The following is an 18,646-nucleotide window of genomic DNA, read 5'->3' on the forward strand; positions in this document are numbered from 1 at the left end:
CACGACCACCGATGAAGGAGCGAGACGACAACAGTGGACCTGCTGCGGAACGCGGTGCGCCCCTACGCGTGGGGGTCGCGCACCGCGATCGCCGACCTGCTCGGCCGGGAAGTCCCGGCGCCGCACCCGGAGGCGGAGCTGTGGCTGGGGGCGCACCCGGCCGACCCGTCACGGGTGGTCGGCCCGGGCGGTCGGGAGACCTCCCTACTGGACCTGCTCACCGCCGACCCGCGGCGGCAGCTCGGCGCGGCCTGCACCGAACGCTGGGGCGCCCGGCTGCCGTTCCTGATGAAGGTGCTGGCGGCCGAGGAGCCGTTGAGCCTGCAGGCGCACCCCTCGGCGGTGCAGGCCGCGGAGGGCTTCGCCCGCGAGGAGGCGGCCGGTATCCCGCTGGACGCGGCGAACCGGAACTACAAGGACTCCAGCCACAAGCCGGAGCTGATCTGCGCGCTGACCGAGTTCCACGCCCTGGCCGGGTTCCGCGACGCGCACCGCACGCTGGAACTGCTGAAGTCGCTGGAGGTGCCGTCGCTGCGGGCGCACATCGAGCTGCTCGCCGCCCAGCCCGACGCCGACGGCATGCGCGCGTTGTTCACCACCTGGATCACCCTGCCCCAGCCCACGCTGGACAAGCTCGTCCCGGAGGTGCTGGACGGCTGCGTGGCGCACCTGCGGGAGCGTGGCCCGTTCGACCGGGAGTGCCGGACGGTGTTGGAGCTGGGGGAGAGCTATCCCGGTGACGCCGGCGTGCTGGCGGCGATGCTGCTCAACCGGATCGTGCTGCGGCCCGGCGAGGCGATCCACCTGCCCGCCGGGAACCTGCACGCCTACCTGCACGGGACCGGCGTGGAGATCATGGCCAACTCCGACAACGTGCTGCGCGGCGGGCTGACGCCGAAGCACGTGGACGTGCCGGAGCTGTTGCGGGTGCTGGACTTCGACTGCGGCGACGTGCCGATTCTGCGCGGTGACGTCGAAGGGCACGTCACCACCTACCGGACGGCCGCGGCCGAGTTCGAGCTGTCCCGGCTGGACTGGTCGGCGGCGGAGACGGCCGAGGAGACGCCCGACGAGGTGCGGCTGGCCGCCGACGGGCCGCGGATCCTGCTCTGCACCGCCGGCCGGTTGCGGCTGGCCGGTGACGACGGGACGCCGATGGAGCTGGTGCGCGGCCAGTCGGTGTGGTTGCCCGCCGCCGACCCGGTGGTGCACGTGCGGCCGGCCGCCGATGGTCCTGCCCAGGCATTCCACGCCAGGGTCGGGGTGGTCTGACCCGGCCGGGTCGACCGCACCGCCGGTATGAACCGGACCTTTGTCCGCGCAAGCCCCGGTCTTCGGGCCGGGGATAGCCGATCCTGTTCTTCCGGCCGCGTTGCGGCTGACCCCTGTCGGACGTTCCCGTTACGATGATCTTCGTGTTGGCCCGCTACCGGTATCGCATCGACCCGACACCAGGTCAGCGTGAAATGCTGGCCCGCACGTTCGGCTGTGTCCGGGTGGTGTTCAACGACGCGATCCGGGCGCGTGAGGCCGCGTACTCCGCTGCGGAGAAGATCACTCCGACCGAGGTGCAGCGTCGCGTCATCACCCAGGCCAAGGGCACCGACGAGCGCGCCTGGCTGGGCGAGGTCGCCTCCGTGGCGCTCGTCCAGTCGGTGCGGGACGCGCACAAGGCGTACGCGAACTTCTTCGTCTCGATCACGGGCAAGCGCGAGGGTCGGTGTGCCGGTCGACCGCGCATGAAGTCGCGGAAGGATGCCCGGCAGTCGTTTCGGCTCACCCGCAACGGCTTTGCCCTACGCCCCAACGGCCGCCTGTACCTGGCCAAGATCGGTGAGGTACAGGTCCGCTGGTCGCGGGAACTGCCGAGCGTGCCCAGCTCGGTCACGGTCATCCGGGAGCCGGACGACCACTACTACGCCTCGTTCGTGGTCGAGGTCGACCCCACCCCACTGCCCGAGGTCAACCGAGAAGCCGGGGTCGACCTCGGCCTGTCTCGGCTGGCCACCGTGGCGACCAGCGACGGCAGCCGAACCGATGTGCCGAACCCGCGCCACCTAGCGGGCAAGCTGCGCAAACTCGCGCGCCTGGAGCGGGAGAAGGCCCGCCGCGCCAAGGGTAGCAACCGCCGCGCCAAGACCCGGCTCAAGGTCGCGAAACAGCACGCCACGGTTCGCCGCACCCGGCTGGACCACCACCACAAGCTGGCTCTTGGCCTAGTCCGCGAGAACCAAGCGGTCCATGTGGAAGACCTCAACGTGGTGGGCCTGGCGCGCAACCGCCAGCTCGCCCGCTCCATCTCCGACGCGGGCTGGTCGATCCTCGTCCGCCTCCTACGGGAGAAGGCCGAACGCTATGGGCGTACCGTACACATGGTGGACCGCTGGTTAGCGTCGTCGAAGACGTGCGCCGACTGCGGACGCCGCATGACGGAGCTGTCACTCCAGGTACGTACCTGGACATGCCCAGGATGTGCCGTGGTCCACGATCGGGACCACAACGCCGCCAGGGTCATCCTCGCCGCCGGGCGGGCGGAGAGGCAAAACGCCCGTGGAGCCCACGTAAGACCGCGCCGTGGTGCGGCTGAGGGTGTCGAAGCGGGAAGCACCCCGGACGCGGCGTGAGCCGCATGGGAATCCCCGGCCGGGGAGCACGTCAAAATGCCAACTACACCTTCGCCGAGTACGCGGGGCGCAACGTCGGTGACCGCGTGGTGGTGTGCGTGCTGGAACAGAACTACTCCGCCACGCAGAAGCTCCCGTCGATCGTCTCCGAGCAGGCCGCGCTGAGCACCTACGGAGAGCTGGAGGACCGGATCTCGGCGCTCGCCGGCTGGCTTCGGGCCTCGGGCTACCGGGCCCGGCCGGAGACGTTCGACGGCGAGTCGATCTTCATCTACTACGGGGTGGAGGCCGGCCTGGGCCAGCTCGGGCTCAACGGGCAGCTGCTGACCCCGCAGGCCGGCTCCCGCTGCCGCCTGGAGGTGTTGACCACCGACGCCCCGCTGGAGTTCGACCAACCCGTGGACTACGGGATCGAGGGCATCTGCGACCGCTGCCAGGTCTGCGTGCGCCGCTGTCCGGTCGGGGCGATCCCCGCCAGTCGCCGGGACTATCGCGGGGTCACCAAGGCCAAGCTCAACACCAAGCGATGCCTGCCGCTGGTCACGCAGGTCTCCGGCTGCGCGATCTGCATGAAGGTCTGTCCCGTCCAGAAGTACGGCCTGCCGGCGGTCCTGGCGGAATACGACCGCACGGGGCGGATCCTCGGCAAGGAGACCGACGACCTCGAGGGTTACGACTGGCCGCTGGACGGCAAGCACTACGGCCCGGGTGCCAAGCCCCGGGTACCGGACGAGATCACCCGACCCGCCGGATATCCCTTCGACCCGGACCGGACGGAGCCACCCGGCAACACCGTGCCCCCCGCTCTCGCCAGACTGCAGGAGGCCCAGCCGGATCAGTATTAGGGTCAGCCCGGCCGGTTTTCGGGCGACGCGCGGAGGAGCAGGGGTGGCAGCGGAGGGCGGGGTCAGGGCGATCGTCGCGGCGTTGCTCGCGAACGCGGGCATCGCGGTGGCCAAGTTCGTGGGATTCTTCATCACCGGCTCGTCGTCGATGCTGGCCGAAGGGGTGCACTCGGTCGCCGACACCTCCAACCAGGGCCTGCTGCTGCTCGGCCGGCAACGCGCGCGGCGCCGGGCAACGCCCGAGCATCCCTTCGGGTACGGCCGGGAGCGTTACTTCTACGCCTTCGTCGTCGCACTGTTGCTGTTCGCCCTCGGCTCGATGTTCGCGATCTACGAGGGCATGCACAAGATCCAGCATCCCGAGCCGCTGCAGTCGCCGCTGGTGGCGGTGATCATCCTGCTGGTCGCGATCGCGCTGGAGACCTGGAGCTTCCGCACCGCGATCGCCGAGTCGCGCAAGCTCAAGGGCTCGGCGAGCTGGGTGAGTTTCGTCCGCCAGGCCAAGACCCCCGAGCTGCCCGTCGTCCTGCTCGAGGACGCCGGCGCGTTGTTCGGCCTCGTCCTGGCGCTGGGCGGTGTCGGCCTCACCGTCGTCACCGGAAACCCGGTGTGGGACGGCATCGGCACGCTCGCCATCGGCGCCCTGCTCGGCGTCATCGCCATCGTCCTGATCGTCGAGACCAAGAGCCTGCTCATCGGCGAAGGGGCCCACCCCGACCTGCTGCGGGTCATCACCGGCGAGCTGGTCGACGGCAAGGTCGAGCGCGTCATCCACGTCCGGACCCAGTACCTGGGGCCCGAGGAGCTGCTGGTCGCCGCGAAGATCGCGTTGGTTCCCGGCTTGGCCACCGCGGACATCGCGCAGGCCATTGACGACGCCGAGTCGCGCGTGCGCACGCGTGTGCCGGAAGCCCGATTGATCTACTTGGAGCCGGCCCTGTCTCGAAATGGCTACGAACGGTAATCGTTTTGGTGAGCTCTTTCCCCCACTAGTCACACCACCGGGTGTATGGCGCACAATGGCGCGGCTCGGGCTGCCCGCCATTCGGACGGGCAGCCCGGTGCGCGGGAGAGCACTGTTCGGCAATCGGACGATTCGAGGGACGCGGCTGCTCAGGGCGCGCCGCCCCGGCTAGGGTGTCGCCCTCGATCGGATGTGATCCGGACCACGACAGGAGGGCATCGTGCCGGGTACGGGACTGTGGCGCACCAAGTCCGTTGAGCAGTCCATCGCGGACACCGACGAACCGAATACCAAACTGCGGAGGGATCTCTCCGCATGGGACCTCACGGTGTTCGGCGTCGCGGTGGTCATCGGCGCCGGCATCTTCACCCTGGCGGCCAGCACCGCCGGTGACGTCGCCGGCCCGGCCGTCTCGGTGTCCTTCGTCATCGCGGCCATCGCCTGCGGCCTCGCCGCGCTCTGCTACGCCGAGTTCGCCTCCACGGTGCCGGTGGCGGGCAGCGCCTACACGTTCTCCTACGCCACCTTCGGCGAGTTCATCGCCTGGATCCTCGGCTGGGACCTGATCCTGGAGTTCGCCCTGGCCGGCGCGGTGGTCGCCAAGGGCTGGTCGGTCTACTTGACCCAGACCACGGACCTGTTCGGATTCGGTGTTCCCACCGTGGTGAAGCTCGGCGGCCTGGAGTTCGACTGGGGCGCGGTGCTCCTCGTCGGGGTGCTGTCCGTCCTGCTCGCCCTGGGTACGAAGCTGTCGTCCCGGGTCAGCCAGGTGATCACCGCGATCAAGGTCGCCGTCGTGCTGTTCGTGATCGTGCTCGGCCTCGGCTACATCAACGCCGACAACTACCAGCCGTTCGTCCCGCCCGCGCAGGAGGCGGCCGCCCACAACACCGGGCTGGACCAGTCCCTGCTGTCCCTGCTGATCGGCGGCGAGACCAGCCACTTCGGCATCTTCGGCCTGCTGGCCGGCGCCTCGCTGGTGTTCTTCGCCTTCATCGGCTTCGACATCGTGGCCACCACCGCCGAGGAGACCCGCAACCCGCAGCGTGACATGCCGCGCGGCATCCTCGGCTCGCTGGCCGTCGTGACCGTGCTCTACGTGGCGGTGGCCCTGGTGCTCACCGGCATGCAGCACTACACCGACCTCTCCACCAAGACCCTGCCCGACGGCACCACACAGAAGTCCACGCTGGCCACAGCATTCTCCGCGCACGGCGTCGACTGGGCGGCAAAGATCATTTCCTTCGGCGCGCTGGCCGGCCTGACCACGGTGGTCATGGTGTTGCTGCTCGGCCAGACGCGGGTGCTGTTCGCCATGTCCCGGGACGGCCTGATGCCGCGCTTCCTGGCGCACACCGGCCAGCACAGCACGCCGGTGCGGTCGACCGCGACGGTCGGCATCGTGGTCGCGATTGCCGCCGGTTTCTTCCCGGCCGGTCGCCTGGAGGAGATGGTCAACGTCGGCACCCTGTTCGCGTTCATCCTGGTGTCGGCGGGTGTCCTGGTCCTCCGCAGGACCCGGCCGGAGCTGCCGCGGGGCTTTCGCACCCCGTGGGTGCCGGCCGTTCCGATCCTGGCGATCCTGGCCTGCGTCTGGCTGATGCTGAACCTGACCGCCCTGACCTGGGTCCGGTTCCTGGTCTGGATGGTGGCCGGCATGGCCATCTACTTCCTGTACGGCGCACGGCATTCGGTACTCGGCAAGCGTCAGCGTGAGGGGGCCAAGATGGTCGCCGGTGACTGACCGGCGCATCACGGGTTCGGCCACGAGCGGGCCCGTCGCTCCCACCCGGAGCGACGGGCCCGCTCTCGTTCGACGCGCTCCCGCCCGCCTGTCGCATCGCTGCCGGTGTCGACCAGCAGAGGACAGCGATGCAATCGTTGCCCGCCAACGGTCCGGAGCAGACGAGACCGCGGAGATGCTGGGCTTGTCCGTGGTTGCGCTGCCGATGCCCGTGAGAGACGAACAGTCGTGAAGGTGGGCCACCGATGGTTCGGCGACGACGGCTGCACGTCGCATGGCCGGGCTCGAGCCCCCTGCCTCGCCACACTGGTGGCAGTGCTGTCGGGGGCGGGCGATCTCGGGTCGCCGCCTGCTGGAGGCGTTCCGCCAAACGCGCGAGGCCGGGGCGCCGGCTCAGAACGTCTGGGAACGCCCCGCGAGGGGCACGGATCGCGGCCCAGGGAGACGGCGTGGAGCGCTGACAGTCGAGCGAGCGATCAGGCGGTCGGCCTGGGACGCGCCGCTCACGGCGGTTGGTCGGCTTGCGCGGCCTGCCCCTGTTCCTCGCCTCGGCTGCTGCCGCCGAGTGCGGGTGCACCACACCGCGAGCCGGTGCGGAGTTCGGGCCGGAACGGGGGCGCCCCGCTCGCGCGGATGCTGTCGCATTTTCGGCGCAGTCACCGTTCCGGCAAATTCCGCAGAATGATCGTGATGGGCCATGACCACCCGTCTGGCGCAGAAATCAGCTGCGAGGTTTCGCCGGTGTCGACAACCATTCTTTCGGCGCATTGCGCCTGGTTGGCTCCTTCGTAGTGTGGGGACCGCGTCCGCACTTGGCGGGCGCGGGAAACCGTAAGGAAAGCAGGGGATCAGAGTCGTGCGTCGTTCATTGATTCTCGGCGCGTTGATGAGCTTGTTGCTGGGGCTGTTCGCCGCCACGTCGACGGCCGCCGCGACGCCCGGTGGGGTAGCCGCTCCTGCCGGCTGGACCAAGGTCACCGAGCCGGCGGACGTGCCCGCCGGCGTCACCCTCTACTCGGTCGCCAACGGGCGGTACGTGTCCACCGAGCTGGGATATTCGGGGGCCGACTACGCGATGCTGCGGGCGCGGGCCCTGATGGCGTCGAGGTGGGAGCAGTTCCGGCTGGAGTTCCGCCACGGGGCAACCGTGATCAAGTCGCGCGCCAACGGGCGTTACGTGTCGGTGGAGACCGGCTACCGGGGTGGCAACTACGCGATGCTGCGGGCGAAGTCGCACCGGATCGGCATCACCGAGAAGTTCACCCTTTACTACCAGCCGGGTACCGGCAGCTTCGCGTTCCAGTCCTGGGCGAACGGTCGCTTCGTCACTACGGAGCTGCGCTACACGGGAGCGGACTACGCGATGCTCCGCGCCTGGGCCGTCAAGATCGGCCCCCGGGAACGTTTCGTGCTGTGACGCCATAACTAGTTGACCGGTTTCATCGGGCCGGACGGCCTCGGGCCGCCCGGCCCATCCCTGGGCCGGGTTACTCTCATTGGGGTGGATTACGTTTTCCGTGCGCAGAAAAGTCCACCCGGATGAGATGGTTTTTCCCGGTTCGCCGAACCCAGGCGGGCAGGATCTACTCCGGCCATCCGTCCTCGTACCGCACGACGCGCGTTACGGCGGCCCGCTTCAGCTTTCGAGCAGCTGCTGCCCCACGTAGCCGCCCTTCGGGGCGGCCGGTGGAATCGCGTACAGGCCACTCGCCTCGTGCGCGATGAACTTGTTGAGCGCGTCGCCGGCCTTGGCCAGCTTCTCCATCACGGGGATGAAACCACGTCGCGGATCGGCCTGGAACGCCAGGAAGAGCAGGCCCGCGTCACGGGTACCGTCCGCGCGGTACCCGTCGTCGTAGTTGAAGGGGCGTCGGTACATCCGGGCCCCGCCGTTCTTGGTGGGGCTGGCCAGCCGGATGTGCGCGTCCAGGGGCACCGCGTGCCGCCCGTCGGGGCGCTTGAGTACCAGGTCCACCTGGTCCTCAAGGCGCTGCCGGCCCAGCGGAGCGCCGGTCGCGGTACTCCGGCCGATCACGTCGTCCCGCCGCTGCACCGGCTGGGCGAACCAGTCGTCCAGCACCATCCGGATGCGCCGTACCACCAGGTACGTGCCGTTGACCATCCACTGTGGACGAGCCCACTCCGGGACCCACACCGTGGTGTCGAACAGCCCGGTACCGGGCTCGGGGTTGTTGACGCCGTCGACCTGGCCCATCAGGTTGCGGGCGGGCGGGTTCGGCCCGGACCTCGCCTCCAGCGCGCGGAAACCGTTCTGCGCCCAGCGCAACCGCAACGCGCCACCGCTCGCCCGGCGAAGCAGGTCTGCCGCGCCGCTGGCCACCAGCTCGTCCTCCGCACACACCTGCAGCAGCACGTCGCCATCGCCGCGTGCGGCATCGAGCTGGTCACCGGGGAACTCCGGCATGTCCACCAGCTGCTCGGGCCGCTGACCGTCAAGCCCGAGCTTGCCAAGCAGGCTGGCGCCGAACCCGATCGTCACGGTGGCGTCGCGGGTGTCCAAACCGGCGAAGGGCTCGGCCCGCTCGGCACGACCCAGATCCCCGCTGCGCAGCTGGTCGGTGACCTGTTGCCACTCGGCCAGCACCCGCGCCAGCGCGCGGCGGTCCTTCCCCTCGGCGACGGCCGGGTCGAGATCGAAGGCGAGCAGCCTCAGCTGCGCGGGCAACGGAGTGGCCACGCCCGGCTGCCGGCGCGGATCGGCCGGCGGCGCAGGCGCACCCGAGGTGGGGGTGGGTGCGGCCGGTTCCGGCTCGCGGGCCGCGGTGACGCCGGCGCCCAGCGCCGCTCCGGTCACTCCGGCGGCGCCGAGCAGGCCGAACAGCCGGCGGCGCCCGAGCGCGGACTGGGCTGCCGTCGGCTGCTCGTCCGGACGACCCTCGTCGGTGCCCGGGCCGTCAGTGCCCGTTGCCATGCCCGTTTGCGCCGTTGCCGGCGGACGCCTCGGCCGACCCACCCGGGGTGCTCCTCGGCGCCTGGTCCGGACTGAGCACCGGCAGCTCGGCGGACAGCTTCTTGCCGCTGGCGAACCGCAGCTCGACCGTCACCTTCTGGCCGGCGGCCAGCTCCCGCTTCAGGTCGACGAGCATCAGGTGCTCCCCACCCGGACGCAGCGCCACGTCCTGGTTCGGCGGCAGCGGGATCTCGTTGACCTTCACCATCTTCTCGGCGCCACTGCCGGCGGTCTGCGTGGTGTGCAGCTCGGGCCGGCCGGCGACGTCGGTGACCACGGCGGTCAGCCGGTCCTCGGTGGCGCCGGTGTTGCGCAGGGTGAAATAGCCGGCGGTGCGGTCCTTCTTCGGCGGGACCTTGACCCAGCCGTCGGTCAGCCGGATGCCGTCGACGGTCGCGCTGGCCAGCTCGGCGGTCCGGTCCGCGGTGGTCGTGGACCTGAGGACCTTCGGCGTCGTGGTGGTCGCCACCGTGCTGGCCTCCTCGCTGTTGCTGCAGGCGGTCAGCAGGGCGGTCGCGGCCAGGGCGGCAGCCGCGGCCCACCGGATTCTGGCGTGCGCCATGGGCGTGGATCTCCTTTTCGGATCAGCGGTCGAGCAGCGCCCGCAGGTCGGTCAGCATGTCGTCGGAGCTGGCCCCACTGCGGTAGTAACCGGTTGCCTTGGCTTCAGGCGTGTACAGCAGCACCTGGGCGCCGTGCGTCACCTCGTAGTCACCGCTGTCGTTGGCCTTGGGTGCCTCCAGGCCGATCGCAACGGAGTGGGCTGCCTTGACGATGTCGTCGACCTTCCCGGTGACGCCCACGAAGTCGGGGTTGAACTGGCGCAGCCACTCGCCGAACGCCTCGGGCGTGTCCCGGTCCGGGTCGGAGGTGACCATCACGACCTGCGCCCGCTTGCGCTGGCCCTCGTCGAGCTGCTGGTAGGCCCGCGCGATGTCGGCCATCGTCGTGGGGCAGACGTCGGGGCAGTTGGCGTAGCCGAAGTACAGCAGCGTGACCTTGCCACGGAACTGCTGCGCGAAGTCGTAGGGCTGGCCCTTCAGATCGACCAGGTCCGGCTTGGGCACGTCCAGCGGCGAGGGGAACGACGCCGCCTTGAGCTGCGGTGGGGGCGTGGTGGCGGCGGGGCTGTCGGCGTTGCCGGACGAGCAGGACGCCAACAGCAGCGCGGCGCCCAGTGCCACGAGGGCACGTCGCAGTGCTCGCATGCTCTTCCTCCCGCACACATCCGCGGCACTCGTCACGCGCCGCGTCGTCGCGGCCGCCAGGGGACGACCGAGTAGACAGGCTACTCATCGGATGGGGGGCATTCGGGGGTGGGGCAGGGCCACGCGATCCAGCTCACACGGCCCGCGGAGACAGGCTTCTTCCACCGTGTGGCGCCGTTCGAGGGAACCGGGCGTGGAGGGCTGGGCGTGTGGCTTCACCTGCCCTGGATGTCGTGCGCCGGCCTGCGGATGGGGACAGCCGCGCAACACGGCCGTGGCATCGGTGAACGTGCTGGGCCGGGAGGATCGTTCGGTGCGAGGAAACGAGCCTACCCAGGGCAGCCAGCTACCCGACAGAGGGTCTTCTCAACACGCAGGGAATGGTTCTCTACTGAAGCCGAGAGATCACCAAAGCGCCGACGCCGGTAGGGAAACGCGCCAAGCCAGCAGGCAGATCAGGACACCCACGGCCGGGAAAGCCGCTCGGCGGCGAGGGCGCTCGCCGCGAGGGGACGACGCGGGACCCCGTGCTCCGACGAGTCCAAGCCGACCCGAGTCTTCCGCACGCCTCCAGCGTGTGGGACAGGGCCGACGAGCGCGCGGGGACCACTGATCTTCACTGACTCCACCACCCCCGGGGCACATCAATGCCCGGGCCTGCCTCCAGGCCGCTGGCGGTTCACACCGCGTCGAGGGCGGCGATCTCGTCGTCGTGCAGGCGCAGCTCGGCCGCGGCCGCCGAGTCCAGGATCGTTTCCGGCCTGCTCGAGCCGGGAATCGGGATCACCACCGGGGCCTTGGCCAACATCCACGCCAGGCAGACCCGCTGCGGGCTGACCTCGTGCCGTTGCGCGACCTCGGCGAACGCCCCGTGCTGGGCGCCGAGCTGGCTGGCGTCGGCCATCCCGCCCAGCGGGCTCCAGGGCAGGAACGCCACCCCCAGCTCGGCACACAGCCGCAACTCCGGCTCGCTGCTGCGGAACGCGGGCGAGAACTGGTTCTGTACCGCCGCGAGCCGCCCGCCCAGCGTGTCGTTGGCTTCCTTGATCTGCTCGGTGTTGACGTTCGACACCCCCACCGCGCGCACCTTGCCGGCGTCGAGCAACTCCGCCAGCACACCCACCGACTCCGCGATCGGCACCTTCGGATCCGGACGGTGGAACTGGTAGAGCCCGATCGCCTCGACCCGTAGCCGGCGCAGCGACTCCTCACACGCCGTGCGCAGGTACTTGGGGTGCCCGTTGAGATCCCACGAGCCGTCCGCACCGCGGGTGTGACCACCTTTGGTCGCCACCAGCACGTCCGCGCCCAGCGGATGGTTGTGCAGTGCTTCGGCGACCAGTTCCTCGTTGTGCCCGAAGTCGTCGGCGCCCAGCGAGTACGCGTCGGCGGTGTCGATCAGCGTGACACCGACCTCGAGGGCCGCGTGGATCGTGTCGATCGCCTGCTTGCGGTCGGGCCGGCCGGTGACGGACAGGGGCATGGCACCGAGCCCGATCGCGGACACGTGCAAGCCCCCGATGCTGCGTTGCTGCATGCCCTCCTCCTCGTCCGGTCGCGGCGACCTCACCGCTTGCAAAGACCAGCTTTTCCCAACCGCGCCCGCGGCGCCAGCCGGTAACGTGCCGTCATGACCACGCCGCGGGTGATCGTCACCGGCTCCCGGTCCGCCGCGACGAGGTGGGCACGGCCGTGACCAACGTGCTGTGCCTGGACGTTGGATCGACGTGGACGAAGGCCGCCCTGGTCACCCCGGACGGCACGGTGGTGGGCACCGCGCAGCACCGCACCACCCCGCCGGAGGTACTGCGCGGCATCGAGGTCGTGTCGGCGGAGCTGGCCGCCGGCGACGGACACCTGCTCGCCTGCTCCTCGGCCGGAGGCGGGCTGCGGCTGGCCGTGGTGGGCCAGGAGCGGCTGGTCAGTGCCGAGGCGGGCTACCGCGTCGCGCTGTCGGCGGGCGCGAAGGTGGTGCACGTATCCGCGGGCGAGCTGAGCGGGGCCGGGGTGCGCGAGCTCCGCGCGGCCACCCCCGACGTCGTCCTCCTCGTCGGCGGAACCGACGGTGGCGACACCCGCGTCCTGCTGCACAACGCCCGCCGGCTCGCGGCGAACCGGCTTCGCTGCCCGATCGTGCTCGCCGGCAACGGTGCGGTCCGTGCGGAGGCCGCGACGGTGCTGCGGGCGACCGGCCGCAGGGTCGTGCCTACCGAGAACGTGCTGCCGGACGTGGGTGAGCTGGCGCCCGGACCGGCTCGGACCGCCATCCGGCAGGTCTTCCTCCAACACGTGATCGGCGGCAAGGGGCTGTCCAGGGGGCCCAGGTTCCGCCAGATGGTCCGCGCCGTCACACCGGACGCCGTCCTGCACGGTGTCTCCCGCCTCGCTGCGGTGCTGGGTCGCCATCCGGACGCCCCGGGCGCGGTGCTCGTGGTCGATGTCGGCGGCGCCACCACCGATGTCTATTCGGCGGTCTCGGCCACCGACGACGAGACGGGGCGGCACACCGTGGAGATGCCACCGGACCGTCGCACGGTCGAGGGTGACCTGGGGATGCGGTGGTCGGCACCGGGCGTGGTGGCCGAAGCCGCGGCCGAGCGGCTGCTCGAGGACGCCGAACGCGACACGTTGCGCGTGGCGGCGGAGCGGCGGGCCGCGGATGTGCACTGGGTGCCGGACGAGGCAGTGGAAGCGGAGCGGGACGGGCGGCTGGCGGCGCTGGCCGCGACCGTGGCGTTGCGTCGACACCTGCGGCTCGTCGAAGGCCGGTTGGGGCCGCACGGGGCGGGCTTGCTCGTGCTCTCCGGCGGCGTCTTCCGGCATGCTCAAGCGGAACTGCTCGGCGCGGTCGAGCAGACCCTGCGCGGCGATCCGGTGCTGCGCCCGGTCCTCCGCAACGCCCGGCTCGTGGTCGATGCCCGCTACGTCCTCGCGCCCGCCGGCCTGCTGGCGGACAGCGGGCGGATCGAGATCGCCGATGAACTGGTGCGACGCCACCTGGCCCACGTCGAGGTGCCGGTCTCGTAGCCCGGCAGCGTGCCGCAGGGAATGTTCACGGAGGCTGCCATCGTGAGAGCACGGCGGGGGCCAGGGAGGCGGCGATGCGCCCATCGCCACTCCCGCCACAACGACAACTCGCCCTAACCGAGCACCTGTTGAAGCCGGTCCGCCCATGATCGAGTTGGTTGACGACACCCTCGCGGTTTGACCCGGAATGGCACGGCGGCCGTACCATCGAAGGAGTCGCTGTTCGCTCGGCTCAGTGACTGCTCGCATTGACCGCCGCGATTACGCACAGGTGCGCCACCTGCCACCCGTGTCCGGGCCGCCCATCGCGCTCGATCAGCCCAACCAGTTCCCCGGACACACGTTCCCTCGCATCACACCCGCCCACACACCAGGGTCAACAGCCAAGATCCTCGGTGATCCTCTAGTGCGTCGGGGCGTCGTCACTGTCCTTGACCGGCCGCGGCTCCGGCATGCTGGGGATCGGCGGACGCAGCACCGCCGGGCGCGACAACACCGTCCGGGTCGGTGGCAGCGCACCGCGCAAGGGACCGTCCGGCACCCGGCGCCGCCGCTCCGGCAGGCTCGGTTCCGGCTCCAGCCCGGCGGCCACCCCCACGGCAAGATCCCATTCCGGGTCGGCGGTGTAGTCCCGGTGGCCGAGAACGCCCGGGCTCCACCGGCGGCCGTCGGCGGGCTCGGGCCGTGGGTCGGGTAGCCAGTGGTCGCCGCCGAGCACCAGCGCACCGGTCGCGCTGCGCGCCGCCGGCGGCAACGGGCCATGCGCACCGTCCTTGCGGAACCCGACACCCAGCAGCTTCCCGCCGTAGACCTGCCGACTCCAGGTGCACACCGCCCCACCCAGCACGTCGGTGCCCCGGCACAGCGACCGCCACCGACCGCCCAGCTCGGCGTGCAGCTCGGCCAGGGAGGAGTACGGCACAACCGCGGGGAACGCGCGCGCATACGCCCACTGCAGCTGTGACCCCGCCGTCACCAACCCCACCCGAGCCCGGTCCGACTCGGGCAGTGTCCGCAGCAGCCGCGCCACCGTGGCCACCGCCAGCAGGCTGCCCTGGCTGTGTCCGACCAGAACGACCCGTGTGCCCGGGTGCGCCAGGTGCTCCATCGCCCGCGCCGCCAGCTCCGGAACCACCTTCAACGCGTAGCAGGGCGGCACGATCGGGTGCGCCTCCCGGGGCCAGAACGCCGCGAGATCGGCGAGCAAGCCCAGCCGGCGCGCGATGTCGGGCTGCCGAGCCGCGAGGTAGACGCCGCGCAGCAGACCCGCCGCCAGCGCCGCCAGCACCGCCACCCCGACGGCCGACAGCGGGGCCGCCCACGCCGGCATGGCGAGCCGACTGACCGCCACCGCACCCGCCACGAGCACGCCAACGGTGAGCGCCGCGGCGGCCCCCAGCACCAGCCGGTGCACGTGGCGATGCTCCAGCTCCGCGAACCACCAGGCGCGGGCTGCCACCCGGCCGTCTTGTGTCCGGTCCGCGTGCAGCAACCCCAGCTCGGTGTGCGCCGGCCGGTCGGACCGCTCGGCGACGCGGCGCGTCAGCGCGAGGACCAGCACGGCAACCGACACCCCAGCCACCCACAGCACCGCCCCGACACCCCAGGCCAGCGTGACCCCGCGATACACCACGGGTAACTGCGGTTCCGGCGCGTTGAGCAGCTCGCGCAGGGCGAACGCCAGGCCGGCGCCGAAACCCGCCCCGAGCAGGCCGGCCACCACCAGGACCGGCGCCGCCATCCAACCGCCGGCCCACGGCCGCAGCTCGGGCGGCAGGCCCGCCGAGGCCGGCCGGGCCGCCCACGCCGCGAACGCCAGGACCAGCGCCACGACGCCGCCGGCCGCGGCCAGCGCCACGCCGAGCAGCAACACCGTGTCACCCGAGCCTGGCAGCGGTCCGGCCAGTGGCGGTGCGAAGACCACCGCGGCGACCATGACCAGCGCGCCGGAAGTGATCAGGACACGCCGGGCGAGCGGGCCGAACATTCGGCGTGCGCGGAGTCCGGGACGGGTGGCCGTCGGGTCGTCCAGCACGATCACGCCCGCCCCGGTGACGGCGAGCAGCACCGCGGACACCACCCACGGTGCCGCCCCGGTGGACGACAGCGGGCCGGCTGGCCCGCCGAGGGTGACGAAGGCCGCGATCGCGAGCGCACCCGTGGTGTGCAGGGCCCGCAGCGCCGGGGTGTCGGGGTCGGCGACGACGCTCGCCGCGGGCATGTTCGACAGATGCTGGGCCGGCACGGCCGGAGCCGGCTGGTTCGGCCGCCACTCCACCATCGACACCTTGTGCAACCCGAAGACGACCAAGGCGATGGGCAGCAGCCCGAGCGCGGCGCGCAGCACGTTCGACCCCCGCAGCCACGAGGGCGCGGCGGGTAAACAGCTCGAACCGGACGAAAGGCATTGTGTCGCCAGTAAATCCACGGTCACGACTGCGAGCTGCGTCACCAACAGCAGCGTGAGCATCAGTGACAGGAGTCGCAGCAACGCCCGCATCACGGTTCCGGCCATTCGGGCGGCCCGGTTCCCCTCCGGCACCGGAGGCAGCATCCAGTGCGCCACGTTGGCCAGCGAGAACGGGAACAGCAGGGCCCAGGTGGCCTTGGCCCATCCGCCCGAGGTCATCCGACCCCAGACGTAGCCCTCCACCGTGCGGGGGACCGACCGGCCACCGGCCTGCAGCACCGGTCCCGGGGCCGGCCGGCGCATCCGGTCGGCGGGTCGCACCACCCGGCCCACCCCGTCCCCGGCCACGTCCACCGCGGCCACCGAGTCGGTCAACGCCTTCGCCGTGGTGCCCAGCACCCCGTGTACCCGCAGTTCGACGACCCGCGTGTCTGGCCCGGGCATGAGCACGGCTGCCTCCTGGAAAGCTGCGTCGAACCAGCCCGCCGTCGGTGTGGGCCTGCGCCGGCCGATCGGCGACTGATCGGGGCAGGTCCCCATCTTGGGCCACGTGGCAAGGTCACTGTGGCTTTTCTGCGGCAAACGGGTGTAGCGGGGATAGGGTCACGGTAGGCACCAGATGGGAAGGAAAGCGCATGTCCATCGTTGAGCCGCAGGTACGCAACGGCATCGAGTTCGCCGTGGCGGACCTGTCGCTGGCCGAGTTCGGCCGCAAGGAGATCCGCCTCGCGGAACACGAGATGCCCGGTCTGATGGCGCTGCGGCGCGAGTACGCCGAGGTCTACCCGCTGCGAGGTGCACGGATCTCCGGCTCGCTGCACATGACCGTGCAGACGGCGGTCCTGATCGAGACGTTGGTCGCACTCGGCGCCGAGGTGCGGTGGGCGTCCTGCAACATCTTCTCCACCCAGGACCACGCCGCGGCCGCCATCGTGGTCGGCCCGCACGGCACCCCCGAGGAGCCCAAGGGTGTGCCGGTCTTCGCCTGGAAGGGCGAGACGCTGCCCGAGTACTGGGCGTGCACGAACCTGATGCTCACCTGGCCGGACGGGTCCGGTCCGAACATGATCCTCGACGACGGCGGCGACGCCACCCTGTTGGTGCACAAGGGCGTGGAGTACGAGAAGGCCGGGGCCGTGCCGGCGACCGACGACAACGACCCGGAGGAGTGGCAGGTCCTGCTCGACCTGCTGCGTCGCTCCCTGGAGGCCGACGCCGGCAAGTGGACCAAGCTCGCCCCGGGCATTCGGGGTGTGACCGAGGAGACCACCACGGGTGTGCTGCGGCTCTACCAGCTGGCCGCCCAGGGTGAGCTGCTGTTCCCCGCGATCAACGTCAACGACTCGGTCACCAAGTCGAAGTTCGACAACCGCTATGGCTGCCGCCACTCGCTGATCGACGGGATCAACCGCGCCACCGACGTGCTGATCGGCGGCAAGGTGGCCGTGGTCTGCGGTTACGGCGACGTGGGCAAGGGCTGCGCGGAGTCGCTGCGGGGGCAGGGCGCGCGGGTGATCGTCACCGAGATCGACCCGATCTGCGCGCTGCAGGCGGCGATGGACGGCTACCAGGTCGCCACCCTGGACGACGTGCTCGAACAGGCCGACATCATCATCAGCGCCACCGGTAACAAGGACATCGTCACCGTCGAGCACATGGCCCGGATGAAGCACCAGGCGATCCTGGGCAACATCGGCCACTTCGACAACGAGCTCGACATGGCCGGCCTGGCCCGCTACCCGGGCGTGCGGCGGATCAACATCAAACCCCAGGTCGACGAGTGGGTGTTCCCGGACGGGCACTCGATCATCGTGCTCAGCGAGGGCCGACTGCTGAACCTGGGCAACGCCACCGGCCACCCCTCCTTCGTGATGTCGAACTCCTTCGCCAACCAGGTGATCGCGCAGATCGAGCTGTTCACCCGGCACGGCGAGTACGACAAGGAGGTCTACCGGCTGCCCAAGAAGCTGGACGAGAAGGTCGCCCGCATCCACGTGGAGGCGCTCGGCGGCAAGCTCACCAAGCTCACCAAGGAGCAGGCCGAGTACATCGGCGTCGACCCCGAGGGCCCGTTCAAGCCCGAACACTACCGCTACTGATTCGATCACCCGTTCGAATGGAGCGGGAACAACCTCCTTGCGAACCGGCGTGTTGTCGATCATGATCGATGGCACGCCGGTTCGTGCACGGCGCGACAACTGAACATCACTTGACTGGACGAATCTCGCGGCCCGGTTGGTAGTCCGGGCGGTCGCACATCGCGGCTCGTTGTCCCGTTCCGGGAAACCAGGACGGCCAGGTCTGCTACGGCATACCTGGAGGTACCTGAGATGGGCGGGAGTTTCACCGTTTATCACGACGGCCAGTTCTGGGTCGGCGTGCTCGAATTGCAGGAAGACGGCATACGGGCGGCCCGGCACGTTTTCGACGCCGAGCCGACGAACGCCGAGTTGCTCGAGTTCGCCACGGGTCGCGCGTTTCTCGCGGTCTCGGCGGCGGCACACGCGGCACCCCCGGTGTCAGCTGAGCAACGTGAACAGCAATGTCGTCGCAGCCGGGTCAATGCCAAGCGACTCGCCAAGCTCGCCACACGGGAACAGCGGGCGGGAGGACCGGGCACCGCATCCCAGCGGGGCCTGGCGGAGTTCCACGCACAGCGGACCACAGCATCCAGCAGCGGCGCAAAGCAAACCGGGAGGCCGAGCGCGCGCACAAGCGTGCGATCGCTCGCGCCAAAGCCAAAGCCCGGCACCGGGGTCGGTGAGAGGCAACCAGGCGAGGCGGTGGCGGGGTGGGGGGTGTCTCTATGTCGGTTGTCAAGCGGCGGCTGGGGTGTTGTCGGGTTGGTGTGGC

General features: G+C 70.6%; 14 protein-coding genes. 9 read left to right on the forward strand and 5 right to left on the reverse strand.

The window, feature by feature from the left end:
- Positions 1-33 precede the first annotated feature (33 nt).
- The 6 genes from manA to IEY55_RS20100 all read left to right on the forward strand — a co-directional run bounded on the left by manA (position 34) and on the right by IEY55_RS20100 (position 7,594).
- Positions 34-1,272, forward strand: coding sequence for a mannose-6-phosphate isomerase, class I (manA, locus tag IEY55_RS20075; protein WP_189060036.1), 1,239 nt, complete (start codon positions 34-36; stop codon positions 1,270-1,272).
- A gap of 134 nt (positions 1,273-1,406) precedes the next feature.
- On the forward strand, positions 1,407-2,624 hold the full coding sequence (locus IEY55_RS20080; protein ID WP_229686566.1) for an RNA-guided endonuclease InsQ/TnpB family protein: 1,218 nt from the start codon (positions 1,407-1,409) through the stop codon (positions 2,622-2,624).
- 5 nt (positions 2,625-2,629) lie between these two features.
- On the forward strand, positions 2,630-3,469 hold the full coding sequence (locus IEY55_RS20085) for a 4Fe-4S dicluster domain-containing protein (RefSeq protein WP_373290035.1): 840 nt from the start codon (positions 2,630-2,632) through the stop codon (positions 3,467-3,469).
- A 43-nt stretch (positions 3,470-3,512) separates the two neighbouring features.
- Positions 3,513-4,433, forward strand: coding sequence for a cation diffusion facilitator family transporter (locus IEY55_RS20090; protein ID WP_189060038.1), 921 nt, complete (start codon positions 3,513-3,515; stop codon positions 4,431-4,433).
- Positions 4,434-4,653: 220 nt separating this feature from the next.
- The gene (locus IEY55_RS20095) at positions 4,654-6,177 is read left to right on the forward strand and encodes an amino acid permease (RefSeq protein ID WP_189060039.1); all 1,524 of its coding nucleotides are present in this window, start codon (positions 4,654-4,656) and stop codon (positions 6,175-6,177) included.
- A gap of 856 nt (positions 6,178-7,033) precedes the next feature.
- Positions 7,034-7,594, forward strand: coding sequence for a fascin domain-containing protein (locus IEY55_RS20100; protein WP_189060040.1), 561 nt, complete (start codon positions 7,034-7,036; stop codon positions 7,592-7,594).
- Positions 7,595-7,813: 219 nt separating this feature from the next.
- Here IEY55_RS20100 and IEY55_RS20105 read toward each other — a convergent pair whose 3' ends face one another.
- From IEY55_RS20105 to IEY55_RS20120, 4 genes are all read right to left on the reverse strand, one after another.
- A complete protein-coding gene (locus IEY55_RS20105) occupies positions 7,814-9,109 on the reverse strand; it encodes a Dyp-type peroxidase (protein ID WP_189060041.1) in 1,296 nt (431 codons plus the stop codon).
- Entirely contained in the window at positions 9,093-9,710 is a 618-nt protein-coding gene (locus IEY55_RS20110; protein WP_189060042.1) for a copper chaperone PCu(A)C, read from the reverse strand. Before IEY55_RS20110 ends, IEY55_RS20105 begins: the two co-directional genes overlap by 17 nt.
- A 22-nt stretch (positions 9,711-9,732) precedes the next feature.
- Positions 9,733-10,356 carry an SCO family protein gene (locus tag IEY55_RS20115; protein WP_189060043.1) on the reverse strand — a complete coding sequence of 208 codons (624 nt, stop codon included), beginning with the start codon at positions 10,354-10,356 and terminating at the stop codon, positions 9,733-9,735.
- Between the two features lie 679 nt (positions 10,357-11,035).
- On the reverse strand, positions 11,036-11,893 hold the full coding sequence (locus tag IEY55_RS20120; RefSeq protein ID WP_189060044.1) for an aldo/keto reductase: 858 nt from the start codon (positions 11,891-11,893) through the stop codon (positions 11,036-11,038).
- Positions 11,894-12,048: 155 nt separating this feature from the next.
- Here IEY55_RS20120 and IEY55_RS20125 point away from each other — a divergent pair, with 155 nt between their 5' ends.
- Complete coding sequence (locus IEY55_RS20125; RefSeq protein ID WP_189060045.1) at positions 12,049-13,383, forward strand: glutamate mutase L; 1,335 nt, start codon at positions 12,049-12,051, stop codon at positions 13,381-13,383.
- A gap of 403 nt (positions 13,384-13,786) precedes the next feature.
- Here the strand turns inward: IEY55_RS20125 and IEY55_RS20130 are convergent, their stop codons facing one another.
- The gene (locus IEY55_RS20130) at positions 13,787-16,237 is read right to left on the reverse strand and encodes a hypothetical protein (protein WP_229686567.1); all 2,451 of its coding nucleotides are present in this window, start codon (positions 16,235-16,237) and stop codon (positions 13,787-13,789) included.
- Positions 16,238-16,428: 191 nt separating this feature from the next.
- On the opposite strand from IEY55_RS20130, the gene ahcY reads away from it, so the two are divergent.
- Together ahcY and IEY55_RS20140 are read left to right on the forward strand one after the other, a co-directional pair.
- Positions 16,429-17,892, forward strand: coding sequence for an adenosylhomocysteinase (gene ahcY / locus IEY55_RS20135; RefSeq protein ID WP_189060046.1), 1,464 nt, complete (start codon positions 16,429-16,431; stop codon positions 17,890-17,892).
- A gap of 231 nt (positions 17,893-18,123) precedes the next feature.
- Positions 18,124-18,646, forward strand: a 523-nt coding sequence (locus IEY55_RS20140) for a YjdF family protein (RefSeq protein ID WP_229686568.1), incomplete at its 3' end; no start/stop codon positions are given.

The sequence above is a fragment of the Longimycelium tulufanense genome (assembly GCF_014645795.1).
GTDB classification, from domain to species: domain Bacteria; phylum Actinomycetota; class Actinomycetes; order Mycobacteriales; family Pseudonocardiaceae; genus Longimycelium; species Longimycelium tulufanense.